This window comes from Rhizobium fabae (assembly GCF_003985135.1).
GTDB classification, from domain to species: Bacteria; Pseudomonadota; Alphaproteobacteria; order Rhizobiales; family Rhizobiaceae; genus Rhizobium; species Rhizobium pisi.
Genome location: NZ_ML133660.1, coordinates 131,658 through 148,701, shown reverse-complemented (window position 1 = coordinate 148,701; position 17,044 = coordinate 131,658). Strand labels below are relative to the sequence as shown.

Below are 17,044 nucleotides of genomic sequence, written 5' to 3'. Positions count from 1 at the left end.
CGTAAAACAGCGCTTCCTGCATCACTGTCCGCTCGCCCATCATCGTACTGTCCTCCCAATGCCTGGAACGACTGAATCAGAACTTCACACCGACAGCAACACCGACTTTTTCAACGGTATCGGCCAAGAGCTGTCGTTTCCCATTCCGGCATGCGCCGGAAGCGGGCGTCTGAATTCATAGAATCTTGAATACATCGTACTCGACACCATCAGCACGCCGGCCGCCTCGCGCAACCGCGACGATTTGGTTGAGCCACGAGTGCCGTGGTGCGGCCGTCTCGAAATAAGGGGTCGACCGCAGATAGTATTCCGAGGGATCGACCGCTTTGCGCCACCCGAGGACATTGTGGCGTCGCAAACCTTCCTATTTCTTCCGTCACTTTAATGATGGCCGCCAAGGATATCGCCAATGGGATGGGAAGCACTCGGGCACTGGGGTGACGATGCGGTTCGCATCGAACCGCTTACGGGTGGAGTTGCCAACGACGTGTGGAGCGTTCGCGTCCATGGGCAGATCGCGGTCGGTCGTCTCGGCTCCAGGCCCGATGCTGATCTCGCATGGGAAACCGAGCTACTCCGACACCTCGACCGTGAAGGTATGACCGTTCCAGTGCCGATTCCGACCACTGACGGCCGGCTGTTCGTGGACGGTCTGGTGGTGATGAAATACATGGAGGGCGGACCGCCCGAGACGGAGTCCGACTGGCGTCGCGTGGCCGACACGCTCCGCGAGCTGCATCGGTTGACGCAGGGCTGGCCGCAGCGCCCGGGCTGGCGATCGTCGACCGACCTCCTGCATGCCGAAACCGGAACGAGGATCAACCTTTCCGCGATGCCGCCTGAGGGTGTTGTCAGATGTCGAGCGGCGTGGGCGCGGCTAATCGGGCGTCAGACATGCGTTGTCCACGGCAACCCGAACAACCCTGGCAATATCCGCATGACCGCCGATCGGGTCGCATTGATCGACTGGGATGAGTCACATGTCGACGTCCCCGACCTTGACCTGGTCCTGCCCGGCAACGCTGCCGATCTCGACGACGGCGCGCATGACATTGCCGCGCAAGCCTCAGCCGCATGGGAAGCCGCCGTCTGCTGGCAGGACGAGTATGCAGTCAGGCGGCTTGCCGAAGTTCGAGCTGTCTGAGCAGTTTCGGCGGATCGACCGCTGCGCCGACGATCGTCAAGCGGGCATGCGTGACTGCCGTCATCCCAGCGGATCGGCCGTGAAGAATTCGTAGCTGTTGCCATCGTCGTCCCAGACATAAACCCCGCGCCCGCCATTCAGGCGATTTATCGCGTGGTCTCGCGTAAACGGCCCTGATCCGAACAGCAGCTCACCCGCCGTGGCGCGGCGCAGAATCGCATCGAAATCCGGGTCGCTGACCAGGAAAGCGAAATGACCGAAGACGAAGGCACTCCCGTCATAGAAGTCGAGCGTCAGCCGATCGTTGACCCGCACGGCGGCGAACGGCCCCGAGACATGCATAGGTGCGGCGTCGATCAGGTCGGCGAAGAAGCGTGCTGCCGCCGCTTTGTCGGTGCAGTGGACGATGGCGTGATTGAGTTCGAGATCCATGTGGTAATACCTCTTCAAGAGAATGATCGGCAATCAGTGCATCAACCGGCCGCCAGCGATGTCGAGCGTCGCGCCGGTCAGCCAGCCGGCGCTTTCCGACGCCAGGAACAAGGTCGCCGCGGCGATGTCGGCCGGCGTTCCCAGTCGGCGCAGCGGATGGGCATCGGCGATCTTCTGTCGCACCGCGGGTGGCATGTGTTCCGCCGTGCGATCGGTCAGCACCGCGGACGGCGATATGCAGTTCACGCGCACGCCGTCGGGACCCAGATCCTGTGCGAGTTGCTGGGTGAGCAGGACGATCCCCGCCTTCGCGACGGCATAACCGAGTGGCGCGGCGGAGGGGGCTCGGCCGGCGGTCGAGGCCATCGTCACTGCGGCGCCCCGGCCGCTTTTCTTGAGGTCGGCCGCGAAGGTTCGCAGCGTGAGGAAGGTCGCAGTGACGTTATTGTCCAGACTGGAACGCCAGTCCCGCTCGGTTACCTGCTCGATTGGCGCAGGCCGGCTCGTGCCGCCACCGGCAAAGGCGATCAGGATGTCGAGGCCACCCTGTCGTTCGATCAGGGTGGCACGCGCGGCTTCGAGTTGATCCGCGCTGGTACAATCGAGCTCGATCGCCGCATGGCCCGCCGAAATGGTGGCGAGTGAGGCTCTGATGTGCTCGATCCGCGACCGGTCGCGTCCGGCGATCGTCACCTGAACGCCGTTGTGAGCGAACCAGCGCGCTGTCTCGGCGCCGATCCCGCCGGAGCCGCCGGTGATCAGCGCGGTTTTGCCGGCGAGATCGGGAAACAGGGGAATGTTGAGCATTGCCATTTACCTCAGACGTACTGTGCCACGGCCATGCAGATGATCGTGACGACCAGCAGCGCGGCGGACACGCGATAGCCGGTTGCGGCGCGCGGCGAGGCCTCCCCGGATCGCATCACCGCCCGGATCATGATGACCTGGACCAGCAAGGCCAGGATCGCGGCGGCGGCCCCCGTCGCGAGGATCATTTCAGTGCGTTGGAAGCTTCCTTGATGAAGCAGATGCCAGAGTAGCGACCCCGACAGGACCGAGACGCTCGCCGCGCCGATCTGCGGACGGAATAACGCGGCACCCCCCATTCCGCCGTTTCTGGCGAGAACGAAGGTCGACCCCGCCCAGAAGATCGACGACAGGACATGGACAGCGATGGTGATAATCAGCAAGATTTGCATTACGAGGGTCCGGATCGACAGGCCTATCTCTAATTCGATATACAGGTTGTATAATGATTATTTCCGGCAAACCGTCAAGGCCCTATTCGACCGAAAAACGCGAGGCGAAGGCGGCGGAGACGCGTACGCGTCTGGTTGCCGCAGCTCTGGACATTCTCCGTCAGTCCGGCGGCCAGGCACTGTCGCTCGATGCCGTGGCGAGGGCCGTCGGCGTCACGCGGCTGACCGTCTACAACCAATTCGGCTCGCGGAATGGGTTGCTCGAAGCCGCGTTCGATGCGGTCGCCGAGCAAGGCAATCTGGCCGGCCTCGCCAAGGCGATGGCGATGCCCGAGCCGCGTGCCGCGCTCGCCTGGGTCGTCAGAACATTCTGCGATTTCTGGATGTCGAATGAAGGGCTCGGCGGAATCTTCGCCGCAGCGGCGATGGATGCCGAATTGAGCAAGGCACTGGCCGCGCGTAACGAGCGGCGTCGTGCTTTATTGGGATTATTGGTCGATCGTCAGGGCATTGCCGAGGGACAGGCGAAAGCCGACATCGTCGACCTGCTGTTCACGCTCACGAGTTTCGCGACCTTCACCACCTTGCGCGGCGAACAGCGAGACGGCGAGGCGGTGTGCGCCCTGTTGCTTCCACTTTGTGATCAGATCTTTTCAGGAGAGCCCAGATCGATCTCGTCCGCCGCGACCTGATCGAATGGCAATTTCCGGGCACCGCAGCAGGGTAACCGGTGTTCCGCTCCCACGTTGTCCTAGCCGCCGTGATCTGTGATCGGCTTTCCATGCAAAGGCCGACCAGCGTTGCCGAATTTGGCCATTCGGCAAATCAGCTCGCGAAGTAGCGCGTTGGCGTTGTGCCCAATGCCTTCTTAAACATGACGATAAAGGCGGTAGCGGATTCATATCCCAAGTCGCTCGACACCCTCTGGACCGTCGCGCCGCTGGCCAGTTCGCGCAACGCGATGACCAGGTGCAGTTGCCGCCGCCATCGGCCGAAGGTCAGTCCCGTTTCCTGGACCATCAGCCGCTTCAAGGATCGCTCACTCATGGCAACGTGTGCCGCCCAATCGACCAGAGTGCGACGGTCGCTCGGCTCCGCCATCAGGGCAGCAGTGATCGCGGCGATTTTGGGATGGCTGGACGCGGGTAAGTCCAGCCCCTGTATCGGCATTTGCGCGAGTTCATCCAGCAAGACCCGCACCATACGGCCGACATGATCGTCCGGAGCAGAATTGACCGGTACATCCGCCAGTCGGAGGATCATCTCGCGGAGCATCGGCGACACAGACAGAGTGCAGCACTCCTGCGGCAGCTTGGCCGCTTCGGGTTGAACGAACAGATAGGACAGGCGTGCGTTTGATGTGACCTGGTTGCTGTGGGGCATGCCGCCGGGTATCCAGACCCCGCAGTCCGGTGGGACAATCCAGATGCCATTCTCCGTCCTGCATGTGACGGCCCCGTGCAGAGCCAAAATGAGCTGCCCTTCCTTGTGCTGGTGCTGGGGCACTTCAGCCTCATAGTCACTGAAGTCGAGGCGGACAGCGACGGCCGGGCGATCTGACCAGTCGGGATCAAAGTCGTCGTAGCAGGAACGCAGCTTTGCGGATTGGCCCGATTTTGAGATCATTTGGCATTATCTCCAAATTCGTACGGACAGCAATAGTCTACTACTGGGTGATCAACAACCGAAAGGAGACTGTCATGCGAATTTCTGTCGTCGGCGCCACGGGACGAGTCGGCGCCAAGCTGACCCGGACCCTGCTGAGATCAGGCCATCAGGTCAGAGCGTTGTCGAGAGGTGGCCCAGCGCTTGACGCACTGGTCGAGCTCGGAGCAGAGCCATTCCTCGGAAGCTTCGACACAGGAGCGGGAGACCTTGACCAATTTTTCCAAGGTGCAGATGCCGCGTTCCTGATGGTGAAGACCGATTGGAACAACATCGAGGGACACTACCCCGCTGTTGCCCAGCGCTTTGTCGATGCGCTCGAAAAATCCTCCGTCAAACTGGCCGTAAGCCTGACGGCCATGGGGTCGGACGTGAAGGGGAAAACGGGTCATTTCGAGTGCTTCCACGATCTGGACGAAAAGCTCAACGAACTTGGCAATATCAATTTGGTCCACCTGCGCGCCGCCTGGTTCATGGAAGACGTGTCGGCGTGGACGGGGCCGGTTGCCAAATACGGTCGAATTGCCTGGTTCTGCAAACCTGATTTAAAGATGCCCTGGGTGGCGACCGATGACATCGCATGGCTGGCAGCGAAGGAACTGACCAATCCGACGGGCAGACACCGCGTCTATCTCGAAGTCGGCTCGGAAGATGTCTCGATGAACGAACTGGCCGTGATCATTGGCAAGGAGATCGGCAGGCCGGTGGAGTACCGATACATCGAGACGACCCGCAAAGACGTGGAAGCTGAATTTCTGGCGCGGTTCGGGACGCCGGAGAAATGGCAGGACGACACCCTGAGCGCTGACGCTTTGAACAATGGCATCGTAAGGTTCCATGGGGAGCACGAGGATCGTCCAAAATTGCCCACGTCGATGGAGGCGTTCATTGGCGATGTTTGGAAGCCGCGTTACCTGGAGGCGGTCAGAGCGGGAGAGCAACGAGAGACGTTTCCCATGTGGACCGCCAGGGACTAGAGCCTTTCCGGGTTAGATTGAAGCATTCTGCCGGAGCAGATTTTCGTCAGGGCAAAGGCGATTGGCGACGGGCATACCCCAAGGTACGTCCGAGCCGATCGCCTTGAACTCAGGATTTCCGCAGCAACAGAAAGCTGCCTCGAAATCGCTTGCGAATCGCATAAGTACGTGCTTATGTGTTCGCATGATCGAGAATGACTTTTTCCGAGCTTTGGCAGACCCGACCCGCCGTGCGATCTTTGAGAAGCTGGCGGCAGGGAGCATGAACGCGAGCGCCTTGCGCGAGGGCATGGAGATTAGCCAGCCGGCGATGTCGCAACACCTCGCAGTTCTGCGCAGTGCAAAGCTCGTGAGGGAAGAACGACAGGGGCGTTTCGTGAATTACGAAGTCGATCCCGATGGGTTGGCTCTCATCGCCCAGTGGCTCGCAAAATACCGCGCCTATTGGCCGGAGCGTATCGCAGCACTCAAAGTCTTGCTGAAGGACATGGATCAATGAACGAAGTGAAGACCAAGGAGAGGGATAGCGGCGTCGAGTTGGAGTTTGACCTGGGCGATCCGCCGCAAAAGGTCTGGCGTGCTGTCACCATTCCCGAACTTCGGGAAAGGTGGTTGCCGCAGGAAGCATTGGCTGATCCCGATGCGATCACCGTCACCCCTGGCCAGGAAGTTCGCTACAAGCTGCGTGACGATAACCCGCCTTTCCTTGAAAGCACCGTGACGTTCACTGTCACCCCGAATGCCACTGGCGGCACTTGCCTTCGGATCGTCCACGAACTGACGGACGCAAGATTCGATGGAATGGCAAGAGCGCCGGCAAACAGCAACAGCCCGCCCGTCATGCTCGCCGCCTGACACGACGAGCCTCCCCCTTAAATTCTGAAAGTCTGGAGGTCGCCATGCGCGAAGCGATGCAACTCGTCCCTATGGTCATCGAACAGTCCAGCCGGGGGGAGCGATCCTTTGATATTTATTCCCGGCTTCTGCGCGAGCGGATTATCTTCCTCAATGGCGAGGTGAACGATACCGTTTCGGCGCTCGTCTGCGCGCAACTGCTGTTTCTGGAGGCGGAAAACCCCAAAAAGCCGATCAGCCTCTATATCAATTCGCCGGGCGGCGTCGTGACCAGCGGGCTCGCCATGTACGACACCATGCGCTTCATCCGTGCGCCGGTTCATACACTTTGCATGGGGACGGCCCGTTCAATGGGATCGTTCCTGCTGATGGCAGGCGAACCCGGCGGAAGAGCCGCATTGCCCAATGCCAGTATCCTCATTCACCAGCCTTCCGGCGGCTTTCAAGGGCAGGCTTCCGACATGCTGATTCATGCCGAGGAAATTTTAAAGACCAAGCAACGCATGACGCGGCTCTACGCGGAGCATTGCGGACGTTCCTACGAAGACTTTGAGCGCGGGATGGATCGCGACCGCTTCATGACGGCGGAGGAGGCGCTTGAATGGGGTCTTATCGACCGTATTCTGAAGGTTCGGGAAGATACGAGCAGCCTATAAGCCTTGCCGCAAAAATCCCGATTAAAGCGACACTTGTTTGGTGCCACCTCGTCCAGTTGTTCTGCGTCCGCTTTCGAGCGATGATTAGTTCAACGGCCGAAATGGGTCGATCGAAGGCGGAATGCGACAGACGCACTGCGAGGGGCGGTGTGATCGAACCGGAATTCGCGCGACCGAGAGCCGACGTTGTGTTCTTGAAAGGGGAGACGAGGACAATGCCGACGCCACAGCAACCCAGTCTAATAGTTCGACAGAAATCTCCACAGAATATCGAGTTTCCGTTTGCGTCGCTCTCCGATTGGCTGATCCCAACCGAGCTGTTCTTCGTGCGAAACCATTTCCCGTCGCCGGACCTCGATGCGCGAGACTGGAGATTGCGCGTTGGCGGGGCGGTGGAGCGGCCGATCGAACTTGACCTCGACAGCATCAAGGCGATGCGGAGCACGACTTTCAACGCCGTCGTCGAGTGTGCAGGGAACGGGCGCGTCTACTATGTACCGCCGCGGGAGGGGTTGCAGTGGCAGAACGGAGCCGTCGGCAATGCCGCGTGGACAGGTGTTCTTCTGCGCGACATTTTGGAAATGGCGGGCGTCAAGCGAACCGCATGTGAGGTTCTGCTCACAGGCGCCGACAGCGGCGTCGTCGACGCGAACAAGAAAACGGCTTCTCCCGGCCCCATCGCTTTTGCGCGCAGTTTACCGCTTGAGAAGGCCGTCGCCGACAGCACGATCCTTGCCTATTCGATGAACGAGGAGCCGTTGACGCGCGATCACGGCTACCCGCTACGCGCGGTCGTGGGTGGCTGGTTCGGCATGGCTTGGGTCAAGTGGATCACTGATATCACGGTTGTGGAGCAACCGTTCCTTGGCTACTGGCAGGCGCGCGACTATTTCCGTTGGGAGCGCGGCCTCGGGGAACCCACGCTGGTCCCCCTTGCGGAGATGGAGGTCAAAGCGCAGATCGCGCGTCCCGTACAGGGGGCGCGTCTCATCGCCGGCCAACCGTACCGGATTTTCGGAGCCGCCTGGAGCGGAGAGGCTGGTATCCGGCAGGTGCAGATCTGCACGGGAGATGGCAAGGGCTGGCGCGAGGGAAGGCTCCTCGAAACAGAACGTCCCTTTGCATGGCGCTTGTGGGAGTACATGTGGACCCCTGAAGAAGCGGGGCAATATACACTGCGCTGTCGCGCGACCGATGGGGCGGGGTGCGTGCAGCCCGACCTCCAGCGTTCCGACTGCGAGAGCTACGTGGCCAATTGGATCATTCCGGTGGAGGTTACGGTCGTTCCCGAGCCACAGAGGTACGATGAGGAATTCGTGATCTAATCACCCGCATGGGGCGGAATGCCGGCGGGCGGCTGAATTCATAGAATTTCGAAGACATCGTATTCGACGCCGCCCGGGCGCCGGCCGCCTTGCGCGACCGTGACGATCTGGTTGAGCCAGGCGTGCTGCGGTGCTGCGGTCTCGAAATAGGGGGTTGTCCGGAGATAGTATTCCGAGGGATCGACCGCTTCGCCTCTCGCGAGACGCTCGTCGACGGCGGGGGAGGAGCGTCTGACGCCGCGATAGGTCATCAGGATCAGGCCGCCGTCGTCGGCGGCGAGCAGGAGCCGGACATCCTGCTGAAAGGTGCCGTCCTCGCGGCCGAGCAGGAGATCGGAACCGATCAGTGGCGAGACCTCTCCCTTCAGCCGGTCGCCGCGGAAATGTCCCCCGGAAACGGGAAATATGCGGCGGCTGCCTGCCGGCGTCCGGCCGAGTTCGAAGGCCGGATGAAGGGTCAGGAAGAGTGTGAACAAGTGCCGAGATTGCAGGGACATGGAAAATCGCCTATTGTTTGCATGAACCTTGAAGCGCCTCGCAATCTTTCAGATCCGCTTGCCGCGCTCAAGATTTTCGGTTTGCATTTGTCGTGATCGCAAAGCCGCTGTGCACTCTGCTCGACATGCTCTAGCTGAAGGCGCCTTGTTCCCAAAACGCGCTTTGCTTGAGACCCTCACAAGCAAAACTCATCAAGAGAGAAGAGATCATGCGGCCGCCGTTGGAGTCTCTGCGAATTCTGGAAGCCTGCGTTTCCGCCTCCAGCTTTGCCCGCGCCGCCGAGCGGTTGTGTCTGACGCCTGCGGCCGTCAGTCTGCGTATCCGCACGCTGGAGGCCGAGCTTGGCCAGAAATTGTTCGTGCGGGCGGGGCGGCGCGTCGTGCCGACGGCTGCGGCGGCTCAACTGGCCGGCCGAATTCGCGCGGCATTGGATGGCATTGCCGGTGCGCTCGATGAGTTTCAGGCTGCGACGCCGCCACTCAGATTGACGGCGCCTCCGACATTCGCCTCGCGCTGGCTGGCGCCCCGGCTGGCGCGCTATTCCTTGGCTGGGGGATCGCCGATCGAGGTCGACGTCTCCCCCGATCTTCGCGATCCCAGCGCTTTCGACGTCGCCATAAGGAGGGGTCTCGGCGGATGGGAAGGGCTTGAGGAATACCGGCTCGCGCCGGTTGACGTCACGCCTATGCTGGCGCCACGTCTGCTTGGAACGCGGAGGCTGGAGGCGCCGGGCGCACTCGCCGATTTCGAGTTGTTGCCGCATCCGGATTGGCAGGAATGGTTCAGGGGCGCCGGATGCGAGCCGCCGGGCGATCTGCGGTTCGTGGCGGTCGAATACCCTACGCATGAGCTGGATGCCCATGCAGCGGTGGCGGGCGCAGGCGTGGCGCTGCTGTCGCCTTTGTTGTTTCGCCCGTTTGTGGAGATGGGGCTGCTGATTGCCCCTTTCCCCTATGTGCTCAGCGGGCCGGCCTGGCATTTTGCCTTGATGCGCGCCGACGATGTCCGTCTTGCGCCTCGCCAGTTCTGCGCCTGGCTTTGCGAGCAGGCTCAGCAGCCGATCACGCCGCTTGCGGAATACGGGCAATGACCTTGATCTCGAAGTCGAAGCCGGCCAGCCAGTTTACGCCGAGCGCCGTCCAGTTCGGGTAGGGCGGCTTGCCGAAAACCTCTTGCTTGACGGCCATGATGGTTGCGAACTGGTTTTCCGGGTCGGTGTGGAAGGTGGTGATATCGACGATGTCATCCGTCGTGCAACCGGCTGCCCGGAGCGTCGCCTTCAGGTTTTCGAAGGCGAGCCGCACCTGGCGTTCGAAATCGGGTTCGGGCGTGCCATCAGCGCGGCTGCCGACCTGGCCCGATACGAACAGAAGGTCGCCGGATCGGATGGCGGCGGAATAGCCGTGTTCCTCGTAAAGGGCGTGCCGGTCGGCGGGAAAGATTGCCTGGGGTTTCGTCATTCTGATCTCTCTTCCTTGTTGGCATGGCGCTCAGACAAGTCTTCACAGGCGGCGCCATATTTCATATACGTGGCGTATCGAAATATCTCGCATACGGACCGTATGTCAAGTTTAACATACGTGTCGTATGTGAAAATGAGGATGCGATGGGCAAAAGTCGAAGCGAAACGATGCAGGAAAACCGCGTCAAGCTGATCGCAGCGGCGCGCAAGGCCTTTGCGCAAAGGGGCTATTCGGCCGCGTCGATGGACGAGCTGACGGCCGATGCCGGCCTGACGCGCGGCGCGCTCTACCACAATTTCGGGGATAAGCGCGGGCTGCTGGCGGCGGTCGTCGATCAGATGGACACGGAAATGGCGGCGCGCGCGCAAGAAATCGGGGCTCGGGCTGATAATGACTGGCAGGGTCTGCTGGCGGAGGGGACGGCCTATATCGAAATGGCGCTCGATCCGGAGGTCCAGCGCATCGTTTTGCTCGACGGACCGGCGGTGCTGGGCGATCCCTCGCAATGGCCGAGCCAGAACAGCTGTCTGCAGGTGACCAAGAGCGCCGTCGAGCGCCTGATCACACAAGGCATCCTCAAGCCTGTTGACGCGGAGGCGGCGGCCCGGCTCTTGAGCGGCGCCGCTCTCAATGCCGCTCTCTGGATCGCCGCGAGCGAAAACCCGCAGAGCGTGCTGCCTAGGGCGGTCGAGGCTTTTCAGGCCCTGGCGGCAGGTTTGCTTCTGAAGCCGTCGTGACCTCAGAGGGGTGAAAATCCGTTCACCATATCGAGACACCTGGCGTAAACGCTAATCGGACAAGAGCGTGTCCGAAGTGGCAGGCGGGCCGGGTTTGCCGCGCTTAGTCAGATAGATGCCCGGTGTTTTTCAACCTTCCTTAAGGCGCGCTGCTTAGCGTCGCGCCGAATTGAGGGTCTGTTTCATGTTCACCGTTCTGACGTGCGTTACCCAGCAGCATAATCTTGCGCTGGTCGGTCTCGCGGGTTTGATCTGCTTTCTCGCGAGCCATTGCGCGATGGTTCTGCTGCATCGGGCAACATCGTCCGAAGGGGCGGCCCGGTGGGTATGGATTGCGACGGCCGGTGCGGCCGGCGGTTTCGGCATCTGGGCCACGCATTTCGTCGCCATGCTGGCATACGACCCCGGCGTCGTCGTCGGTTATCGCGCCGGATTGACGCTGGTTTCGCTGCTGGTCGCGATCGTGGCGACATCGGCCGCGGTTGCCGCCAAGATGGCCTATGAGCGCTGGGTGGCAAATATCCTGGCAGGCGTGCTTTTTGGAGCCGGCATCGGCTCGATGCATTTTGCCGGAATGCTGGCGATCGAACTTCCGGGCGATTTGTCCTGGGACAGCAGGTTTGTGGCGGCGTCGGTCGTTCTCGGCATCGCCTTTTCGGTCGCAGCCTTCCGACTTTCGGTAAGGCGCGACCGGTCTGTCGTCAGCAGGTTCGCACCGACGCTTGTGTTAACGCTTGGTGTCGTCGCCCTTCATTTCACCGCGATGGCGGGTGTGACCGTCACCCCCGATGCGGCTGCACTCGATCCCTCAACGCTGCTTTCGCCTGAAGTCATGGCGGTGACGATCGCCGCCGTCACATTCTCGCTGCTGGCGGCGGGTTTTGCGGCCGCCATGTTTGCCGTGCATTCGGACGTCAAAGCCGCCAAGGCGGAGCGCAACTTCAAGCTCCTGATCGAGGGCGTGACCGACTACGCAATCTACATGCTCGATCTGGATGGAAAGGTCAGCAACTGGAATGCAGGCGCCGAGCGCATCAAGGGCTATACGGCCGATGAGATCGTCGGCAAGGATTTCTCGCTGTTCTATTCGGATGAAGACCGCAGCAGAGGCAGCCCGCAACGGGCGCTTAAGACCGCCCGCACTGACGGCAAGTTCGAAGCCCAGGGGTGGCGCTACCGCAAGGACGGATCCTCGTTCTGGGCCCACGTGGTGATCGACGCGATCCACGACGAGGCCGGCGAGCTGATCGGCTATGCGAAGATTACCAAGGACAACAGCAAGCAGAAGGCGGATGCCGACCGGATCGAGGAGGTCAGCCGCAATCTCGACGCCGCCCTCGAAAACATGGGGCAGGGCATCTGCCTGTTCGGCAGGGACGAGCGCCTGCTCCTCTGCAACAAGCGCTATCTCGAAATCTTCAGATTTCCCGAGGGGTCGGTGCGTCCGGGCATGCAGTACCGGCAGATCGTCGAAATCGGATATTCCGCCCGCGGCGAGGATCCCGCCGAGGCCTCGATGCAGGCCGAGGCCCACTATGCCAGGAACATGGCGCTGATCAGGGCGGGCGCCGGCAGCGCGGTTCACAAATACCCCAGCGGGATATCCATCCAGCAAAAGGTCAACATCCTGCAGAATGGCGGCTGGGTCGTCACCTTCGAAGACATCACCGACCGCGTGAAGTCAGAGGAGCAGGTCGCCTTCCTTGCCACGCATGATGCGCTGACGGGCCTGCCGAACCGGTTGCAGTTCGGCGAGCGCGTCTCCGAGGAGCTGATGGTCGCGGAAAGGGTGAGGGGCAAGGTCGCCGTCATCGGCATCGACCTCGACAAGTTCAAGGAGGTCAACGACCAGCACGGGCACGGCGTCGGCGACATGGTTCTGGTCGAGCTCACGCGGCGTCTCGGCGAGGCGCGGCAGGAGGGCGAGTTGATCGCCCGGTTCGGCGGCGACGAGTTCTCCGCGACCAAGCGCTTCGACGATCTCAGCGCCCTGCACGATTTCATCGCGCGCCTGGAAGGCGCCCTGGCCGGCGTGATCTCCGTCGACGGATTTGAGATTAAGACCGGCGCCAGCCTCGGTGTTGCGATCTATCCCGGCGATGCCGAGAGCGTCGACGGGCTTCTCGCCAATGCCGATCTTGCCATGTACCGCGCCAAGCAATCACTGCTGCAGAAGGTGTGCTTCTACGAGGCGGCCATGGACGAGACCGCGCGCCGCCGCCGCGCGCTCGCCAACGACCTCTGGGCGTGTATCGATCGCGATGAGCTTCATCTGCACTATCAGGTCCAGAAATCCGTGCGGACCGGGGAGATCACCGGATACGAAGTTCTGCTGCGCTGGCGCCACCACGAACTCGGCAACATCCCGCCGATGGACTTCATCGGCCTTGCCGAGGAATGCGGCGCGATCCTTCCGATCGGCGAATGGGTTCTGCGGGAAGCCTGCCGGGAGGCCGCAAGCTGGAACAACAGCTACAAGATCGCGGTCAACCTGTCGCCGATCCAGCTCGGCCATGCCGACATGGCGACTGTCGTAGCAGGCATCCTCTCCGAAACCGGCCTCAATCCGCGCCGCCTCGAAATCGAGATCACCGAAAGCTCGATCATCGTCGACAAGGACAAGGCGTTGCGCACCATGCGGCAGATCAAGGCTCTCGGCGTCTCGATCGCGATCGACGACTTCGGCACCGGCTACTCGTCGCTGGAGACACTGCGCGCGTTTCCCTTCGACAAGATCAAACTCGACAAGAGCTTCATGGCCGAGGTCGAGAGCAGCCCGCAATCCAAGGCGATCGTCAGAGCCATCCTTGCGCTCGGCCGCAGCCTGGAGGTCCCGGTGCTGGCGGAAGGCGTGGAAACGCAGGCGCAGCTGGACACGTTGTTCGAAGAGCAGTGCGACGAGGCGCAGGGTTATTTGCTCGGAAGGCCGCAGGCGATGGGCGAGGCGGGGGTTGAGAAGGCGGCTTGAGCATCGCTACGGCTAGCGTCTCATAAAGCTTCTGCACAAGCGTGTCGTGGGGGCGGTAAGGCGGATCGCGTCCTGATCGATGGCGTGACGAACGTTTGTTTCCCGGCGCCTTTCTCCAGCGCAAAGCTTTTTCATGAAGCACTGGGAACGGCGCATGCGGCGTCGTTCAAAGCGTGCCTATTGCGCCTATGCTCATCGAAAACCTTCATCGATGCGTCGCCAGCTACAGGATATGCCATGAGCCTTCCATCTTCCTCGATCCCTGCGGCGGCCTCGCTGCCGACCCTTGATCTCTCGCGCTATTACGGCTCTTCCGAGGGACGCGCCGCCTTTGTCGCCGAGCTTCGCCATGTGCTCCACGCCCACGGCTTCTTCTATCTCACAGGGCACGGCGTCGATCCGAAGCTGATCGAGGATGTGGTTTCGACGGCGAAACGCTTCTTTGCGCTCCCCCTGGAAGAGAGGCTCGCGATCGAGATGGTGAAGTCGCCGCATTTTCGCGGCTACAACAGGGCGGGGCAGGAGCGCACGCGCGGCGAGCAGGATTGGCGCGAGCAGCTCGACATCAATACGGAGGGGGAGGCCGCCGAGATCGGGCCGGATACGCCGCCGTGGAAGCGCCTGCAGGGGCCGAACCAGTGGCCGGCGGCCCTGCCGGAGCTGAGGCCGCTGCTGCTTGCCTATCAGGCCGAGGTGACGCGCATCGGCATCGACATCCTGAAGGCGATCGCGGTCGCACTCGGCCAGCCGGAAGACGTCTTTGCCGAGATCTACGAGCCGCAGCCCTCGCAGCTCCTGAAAATCATCCGCTATCCCGGCCGCGAGGTGGCGGAAACCGACCAGGGCGTCGGCGCCCACAAGGACGGTGGCTTCGTCACCGTGCTGCTCCAGGATACGACGCCTGGCCTGCGCGTGCGCACCGAAGAGGGCGAATGGATCGGCGCGCCGCCGGTGCCGGGCACCTTCGTCATCAATACCGGCGAGCTCCTGGAGCTTGCGACCAACGGCTTCGTTCGCGCCGATGTGCATGACGTCGTCGCACCGCCGGCCGGCGTCGAGCGCTTCTCCGTCGCTTTTTTCCTCGGCTCGCGGCCGGACGCGACGATCCCCGTCATTGCGCTTCCCGACGAGCTGAAACGCGCCGAACGCGGCATCTCCGTCGACCCGCTCAACCCGATCTTTCGCGAGGTCGGTATCAACCAGCTGAAGAGTCGCCTGCGCTCCCACCCTGACGTCGCCGAGGTCCATCACGCGGATCTGGTGCGAACAATTTTGGCGGGGTGAGGAGAGGGCTGTGGGTAGGCATGACGGAAAAAGAGGGCGTGCCGTGTGGCACCCCCCTCTGTCCTGCCGGACATCTCCCCCACAAGGGGGGAGATCGGCTGGGCGCGTTGGCTCTCCCAACAATTGGCGTTACCGCCCGACGAGACGGTAGATAGTCAGGAAGTTCAAGCCACTCGTGATCTCCCTCCTTGTGGGGGAGATGCCCGGCAGGGCAGAGGGGGGTGCCGCACGGTACGCCATGGCGATAAGCAGATAAAACAACCGAGCAGGCAAGAGCGGTTCCTCCACGATGACTCACCACGCCCCTGAGTAGAAACACCCCAAGCCGGAGCTTGTGCCCTGGCGGCCGCGGGTCTATGTTTTAGCCGTTTCAGCATGAGATCTGCAGCAGTATTTCACCGTAAACCCGGACGCCGGCGGCTTTGTTCGCCAGGGATGAAGGAGCTGAGCAATGAAAATTCTCATGGTTCTCACATCGCATGACCAGCTGGGGGACACCGGCAGGAAGACGGGGTTCTGGCTGGAGGAATTCGCCGCCCCTTATTTCGTTTTCCGCGACGCGGGCGTCGACATCACGCTCGCTTCGCCGAAGGGCGGCCAGCCGCCGCTCGACCCGAAGAGCAACGAACCCGGATTCCAGACCGACGATACGAGACGCTTCGAAGCAGATCCGGCCGCAAAGGCAGCGCTCGCCAACACCAGGAAGCTCTCCGAAATCCGCGCGGCCGATTACGACAGCGTGTTCTTCCCCGGCGGCCACGGCCCGCTCTGGGACCTGACGAACGACCGCCATGCGCTGTCGCTGATCGAGGACATGTTTGCGGCGGGTAAGCCGGTGGCGCTCGTCTGCCACGCGCCGGGCATTCTGATGAATGTGAAGGCGCCGGATGGAACGCCGATCGCCAAGGGCCGCATCGTGACCGGCTTCACCAATTCCGAGGAGGATGCCGTGCACCTGATCGATGTCGTTCCCTATCTGCTCGAGGACGAGCTGAGGGACCAGGGGGCAAAGTTTTCCTCGACGGTCGATTGGGCTGTGCATGTTGTCCAGGACGGGCTGCTGATCACCGGCCAGAACCCGGCCTCGTCGAAAGAGGGCGCCCGCACGCTTCTTGCTGCCCTGAGAAAACAGGCCGCGGCCTAAGGCGCAACGCGCCCGCACTCTATCGCTTCAAAGCTCTGCATGATCCCGGGATCGCCGGGATCATGCCTTACGGGCATGTACGGTTCCGGCTTTGTCGCGGAGCCGGCATGATGGTTCAACACGTCCCGATTGGCTCGGGGGAGGTTTGACGCATGAGCAGGAAATATACCGGGCAATGCGCCTGCGGCGCGGTGAAATTCGAATTCGGCACCGATCCGAATTTCGTCGCCGACTGCCATTGCATGGATTGCAAGAGGGCGACGGGCGGCGAGGCGGCGACCTTCTTCGCCGTGCCGCAGGAGGATTTCACCCTGACCGCAGGCAGCCCCAAGGCGTTTCATTATATCGCCGATTCCGGCAAGGGGCTCGACCGCAACTTCTGCGGCGAGTGCGGCGCCCGATTGTTCAGCAGCAACCTGGAAAGCTTCCCCGGCCTCGTCTTCGTGACGCTCGGCAGCCTCGACCGGCCCGAGCTGATCGAGCCCGGGGTCGAAATGTTCACCAGGCGCCGGCTGAAATGGGCAAAGCCGCTCGATCTTCCGCAATTCGAGGGCATGCCCGGTTGAGCCGCTCGCTGGTGACGGTGAGCCGCTCGCCGGTGACGGTGAGCCACTCGCCCTCGGCAATTTTTCTTGAACAAAAGGGCGATCCGGTGTCGGATCGCCCAGGCCTCGCCCGTCCTAGGCTCGTCCATTCC

Annotated in this window: 20 protein-coding genes and 1 pseudogene; 14 read left to right on the top strand and 7 right to left on the bottom strand. The window is 61.9% G+C overall.

Annotated features, from left to right (window positions below):
* A partial coding sequence (locus tag EFB14_RS33275) for a hypothetical protein (RefSeq protein WP_208661907.1) occupies positions 1-181 on the top strand: 181 nt, incomplete at its 5' end.
* On the opposite strand, the pseudogene EFB14_RS28125 reads toward EFB14_RS33275, so the two are convergent.
* A pseudogene (locus EFB14_RS28125) lies at positions 176-322 on the bottom strand (DUF3237 family protein); the annotation flags it as partial. The gene EFB14_RS33275 and the pseudogene EFB14_RS28125 overlap by 6 nt on opposite strands.
* Before the next feature lie 87 nt (positions 323-409).
* Between EFB14_RS28125 and EFB14_RS28120 the strand changes: the two are divergent.
* Entirely contained in the window at positions 410-1,144 is a 735-nt protein-coding gene (locus EFB14_RS28120; protein WP_126829744.1) for a phosphotransferase, read from the top strand.
* 60 nt (positions 1,145-1,204) lie between these two features.
* Here the strand turns inward: EFB14_RS28120 and EFB14_RS28115 are convergent, their stop codons facing one another.
* The 3 genes from EFB14_RS28115 to EFB14_RS28105 are packed head-to-tail and all read right to left on the bottom strand — an operon-like array spanning position 1,205 to position 2,775.
* Positions 1,205-1,576 (bottom strand): VOC family protein, encoded by a 372-nt coding sequence (locus EFB14_RS28115; protein ID WP_126829742.1) that lies wholly within the window; start codon positions 1,574-1,576, stop codon positions 1,205-1,207.
* Positions 1,577-1,609: 33 nt separating this feature from the next.
* Positions 1,610-2,383, bottom strand: a complete 774-nt coding sequence (locus EFB14_RS28110) for an SDR family NAD(P)-dependent oxidoreductase (RefSeq protein ID WP_126829740.1) — start codon at positions 2,381-2,383, stop codon at positions 1,610-1,612.
* An 11-nt stretch (positions 2,384-2,394) separates the two neighbouring features.
* Entirely contained in the window at positions 2,395-2,775 is a 381-nt protein-coding gene (locus tag EFB14_RS28105; protein ID WP_126829738.1) for a hypothetical protein, read from the bottom strand.
* A 53-nt stretch (positions 2,776-2,828) separates the two neighbouring features.
* Between EFB14_RS28105 and EFB14_RS28100 the strand changes: the two genes are divergently transcribed.
* The gene (locus EFB14_RS28100) at positions 2,829-3,467 is read left to right on the top strand and encodes a TetR/AcrR family transcriptional regulator (protein ID WP_126829736.1); all 639 of its coding nucleotides are present in this window, start codon (positions 2,829-2,831) and stop codon (positions 3,465-3,467) included.
* Between the two features lie 133 nt (positions 3,468-3,600).
* Here EFB14_RS28100 and EFB14_RS28095 read toward each other — a convergent pair whose 3' ends face one another.
* Positions 3,601-4,401 (bottom strand): AraC family transcriptional regulator, encoded by an 801-nt coding sequence (locus EFB14_RS28095; protein WP_126829734.1) that lies wholly within the window; start codon positions 4,399-4,401, stop codon positions 3,601-3,603.
* Positions 4,402-4,475: 74 nt separating this feature from the next.
* Between EFB14_RS28095 and EFB14_RS28090 the strand changes: the two genes are divergently transcribed.
* From EFB14_RS28090 to EFB14_RS28070, 5 genes are all read left to right on the top strand, one after another.
* Entirely contained in the window at positions 4,476-5,417 is a 942-nt protein-coding gene (locus EFB14_RS28090; protein ID WP_126829732.1) for an NmrA family NAD(P)-binding protein, read from the top strand.
* Positions 5,418-5,601: 184 nt separating this feature from the next.
* A complete protein-coding gene (locus EFB14_RS28085; protein ID WP_007628095.1) occupies positions 5,602-5,916 on the top strand; it encodes an ArsR/SmtB family transcription factor in 315 nt (104 codons plus the stop codon).
* On the top strand, positions 5,913-6,272 hold the full coding sequence (locus EFB14_RS28080) for an SRPBCC family protein (RefSeq protein ID WP_126829730.1): 360 nt from the start codon (positions 5,913-5,915) through the stop codon (positions 6,270-6,272). The genes EFB14_RS28085 and EFB14_RS28080 overlap by 4 nt, the downstream gene beginning before the upstream one ends.
* A gap of 44 nt (positions 6,273-6,316) precedes the next feature.
* Positions 6,317-6,928, top strand: a complete 612-nt coding sequence (locus EFB14_RS28075) for an ATP-dependent Clp protease proteolytic subunit (RefSeq protein WP_126829728.1) — start codon at positions 6,317-6,319, stop codon at positions 6,926-6,928.
* Positions 6,929-7,143: 215 nt separating this feature from the next.
* On the top strand, positions 7,144-8,253 hold the full coding sequence (locus EFB14_RS28070; protein WP_281015455.1) for a sulfite oxidase: 1,110 nt from the start codon (positions 7,144-7,146) through the stop codon (positions 8,251-8,253).
* A 38-nt stretch (positions 8,254-8,291) separates the two neighbouring features.
* Here EFB14_RS28070 and EFB14_RS28065 read toward each other — a convergent pair whose 3' ends face one another.
* Entirely contained in the window at positions 8,292-8,750 is a 459-nt protein-coding gene (locus EFB14_RS28065) for a DUF3237 domain-containing protein (RefSeq protein ID WP_126829726.1), read from the bottom strand.
* Between the two features lie 209 nt (positions 8,751-8,959).
* Here EFB14_RS28065 and EFB14_RS28060 point away from each other — a divergent pair, with 209 nt between their 5' ends.
* The gene (locus EFB14_RS28060; RefSeq protein WP_126829725.1) at positions 8,960-9,841 is read left to right on the top strand and encodes a LysR family transcriptional regulator; all 882 of its coding nucleotides are present in this window, start codon (positions 8,960-8,962) and stop codon (positions 9,839-9,841) included.
* Here the strand turns inward: EFB14_RS28060 and EFB14_RS28055 are convergent.
* Positions 9,813-10,211, bottom strand: coding sequence for a RidA family protein (locus EFB14_RS28055; protein ID WP_126829724.1), 399 nt, complete (start codon positions 10,209-10,211; stop codon positions 9,813-9,815). The genes EFB14_RS28060 and EFB14_RS28055 overlap by 29 nt on opposite strands.
* 146 nt (positions 10,212-10,357) lie before the next feature.
* On the opposite strand from EFB14_RS28055, the gene EFB14_RS28050 reads away from it, so the two are divergent.
* The 5 genes from EFB14_RS28050 (at position 10,358) to EFB14_RS28025 (ending at position 16,913) form a co-directional block, all read left to right on the top strand.
* Positions 10,358-10,951: a TetR/AcrR family transcriptional regulator gene (locus EFB14_RS28050; RefSeq protein WP_126829723.1), complete on the top strand. Its 594-nt coding sequence runs from the start codon at positions 10,358-10,360 to the stop codon at positions 10,949-10,951.
* Positions 10,952-11,135: 184 nt separating this feature from the next.
* A complete protein-coding gene (locus EFB14_RS28045; RefSeq protein WP_126829722.1) occupies positions 11,136-13,919 on the top strand; it encodes a bifunctional diguanylate cyclase/phosphodiesterase in 2,784 nt (927 codons plus the stop codon).
* A 237-nt stretch (positions 13,920-14,156) separates the two neighbouring features.
* Positions 14,157-15,203: an isopenicillin N synthase family dioxygenase gene (locus tag EFB14_RS28040; protein WP_126829721.1), complete on the top strand. Its 1,047-nt coding sequence runs from the start codon at positions 14,157-14,159 to the stop codon at positions 15,201-15,203.
* A gap of 451 nt (positions 15,204-15,654) precedes the next feature.
* Positions 15,655-16,347 carry a type 1 glutamine amidotransferase domain-containing protein gene (locus tag EFB14_RS28030; protein ID WP_126829720.1) on the top strand — a complete coding sequence of 231 codons (693 nt, stop codon included), beginning with the start codon at positions 15,655-15,657 and terminating at the stop codon, positions 16,345-16,347.
* A gap of 152 nt (positions 16,348-16,499) precedes the next feature.
* Entirely contained in the window at positions 16,500-16,913 is a 414-nt protein-coding gene (locus tag EFB14_RS28025; RefSeq protein WP_125849795.1) for a GFA family protein, read from the top strand.
* Positions 16,914-17,044: the final 131 nt, after the last annotated feature.

Excerpts from the sequence above, each read along its gene's own strand:
- EFB14_RS28120 (WP_126829744.1), top strand. The coding sequence starts at position 410 with ATGGGATGGGAAGCACTCGGGCACTGGGGTGACGATGCGGTTCGCATC.
- EFB14_RS28115 (WP_126829742.1), bottom strand. The coding sequence starts at position 1,576 with ATGGATCTCGAACTCAATCACGCCATCGTCCACTGCACCGACAAAGCG.
- EFB14_RS28110 (WP_126829740.1), bottom strand. The coding sequence starts at position 2,383 with ATGCTCAACATTCCCCTGTTTCCCGATCTCGCCGGCAAAACCGCGCTG.
- EFB14_RS28105 (WP_126829738.1), bottom strand. The coding sequence starts at position 2,775 with ATGCAAATCTTGCTGATTATCACCATCGCTGTCCATGTCCTGTCGTCG.
- EFB14_RS28100 (WP_126829736.1), top strand. The coding sequence starts at position 2,829 with ATGATTATTTCCGGCAAACCGTCAAGGCCCTATTCGACCGAAAAACGC.
- EFB14_RS28095 (WP_126829734.1), bottom strand. The coding sequence starts at position 4,401 with ATGATCTCAAAATCGGGCCAATCCGCAAAGCTGCGTTCCTGCTACGAC.
- EFB14_RS28090 (WP_126829732.1), top strand. The coding sequence starts at position 4,476 with ATGCGAATTTCTGTCGTCGGCGCCACGGGACGAGTCGGCGCCAAGCTG.
- EFB14_RS28085 (WP_007628095.1), top strand. The coding sequence starts at position 5,602 with ATGATCGAGAATGACTTTTTCCGAGCTTTGGCAGACCCGACCCGCCGT.
- EFB14_RS28080 (WP_126829730.1), top strand. The coding sequence starts at position 5,913 with ATGAACGAAGTGAAGACCAAGGAGAGGGATAGCGGCGTCGAGTTGGAG.
- EFB14_RS28075 (WP_126829728.1), top strand. The coding sequence starts at position 6,317 with ATGCGCGAAGCGATGCAACTCGTCCCTATGGTCATCGAACAGTCCAGC.
- EFB14_RS28070 (WP_281015455.1), top strand. The coding sequence starts at position 7,144 with ATGCCGACGCCACAGCAACCCAGTCTAATAGTTCGACAGAAATCTCCA.
- EFB14_RS28065 (WP_126829726.1), bottom strand. The coding sequence starts at position 8,750 with ATGTCCCTGCAATCTCGGCACTTGTTCACACTCTTCCTGACCCTTCAT.
- EFB14_RS28060 (WP_126829725.1), top strand. The coding sequence starts at position 8,960 with ATGCGGCCGCCGTTGGAGTCTCTGCGAATTCTGGAAGCCTGCGTTTCC.
- EFB14_RS28055 (WP_126829724.1), bottom strand. The coding sequence starts at position 10,211 with ATGACGAAACCCCAGGCAATCTTTCCCGCCGACCGGCACGCCCTTTAC.
- EFB14_RS28050 (WP_126829723.1), top strand. The coding sequence starts at position 10,358 with ATGGGCAAAAGTCGAAGCGAAACGATGCAGGAAAACCGCGTCAAGCTG.
- EFB14_RS28045 (WP_126829722.1), top strand. The coding sequence starts at position 11,136 with ATGTTCACCGTTCTGACGTGCGTTACCCAGCAGCATAATCTTGCGCTG.
- EFB14_RS28040 (WP_126829721.1), top strand. The coding sequence starts at position 14,157 with ATGAGCCTTCCATCTTCCTCGATCCCTGCGGCGGCCTCGCTGCCGACC.
- EFB14_RS28030 (WP_126829720.1), top strand. The coding sequence starts at position 15,655 with ATGAAAATTCTCATGGTTCTCACATCGCATGACCAGCTGGGGGACACC.
- EFB14_RS28025 (WP_125849795.1), top strand. The coding sequence starts at position 16,500 with ATGAGCAGGAAATATACCGGGCAATGCGCCTGCGGCGCGGTGAAATTC.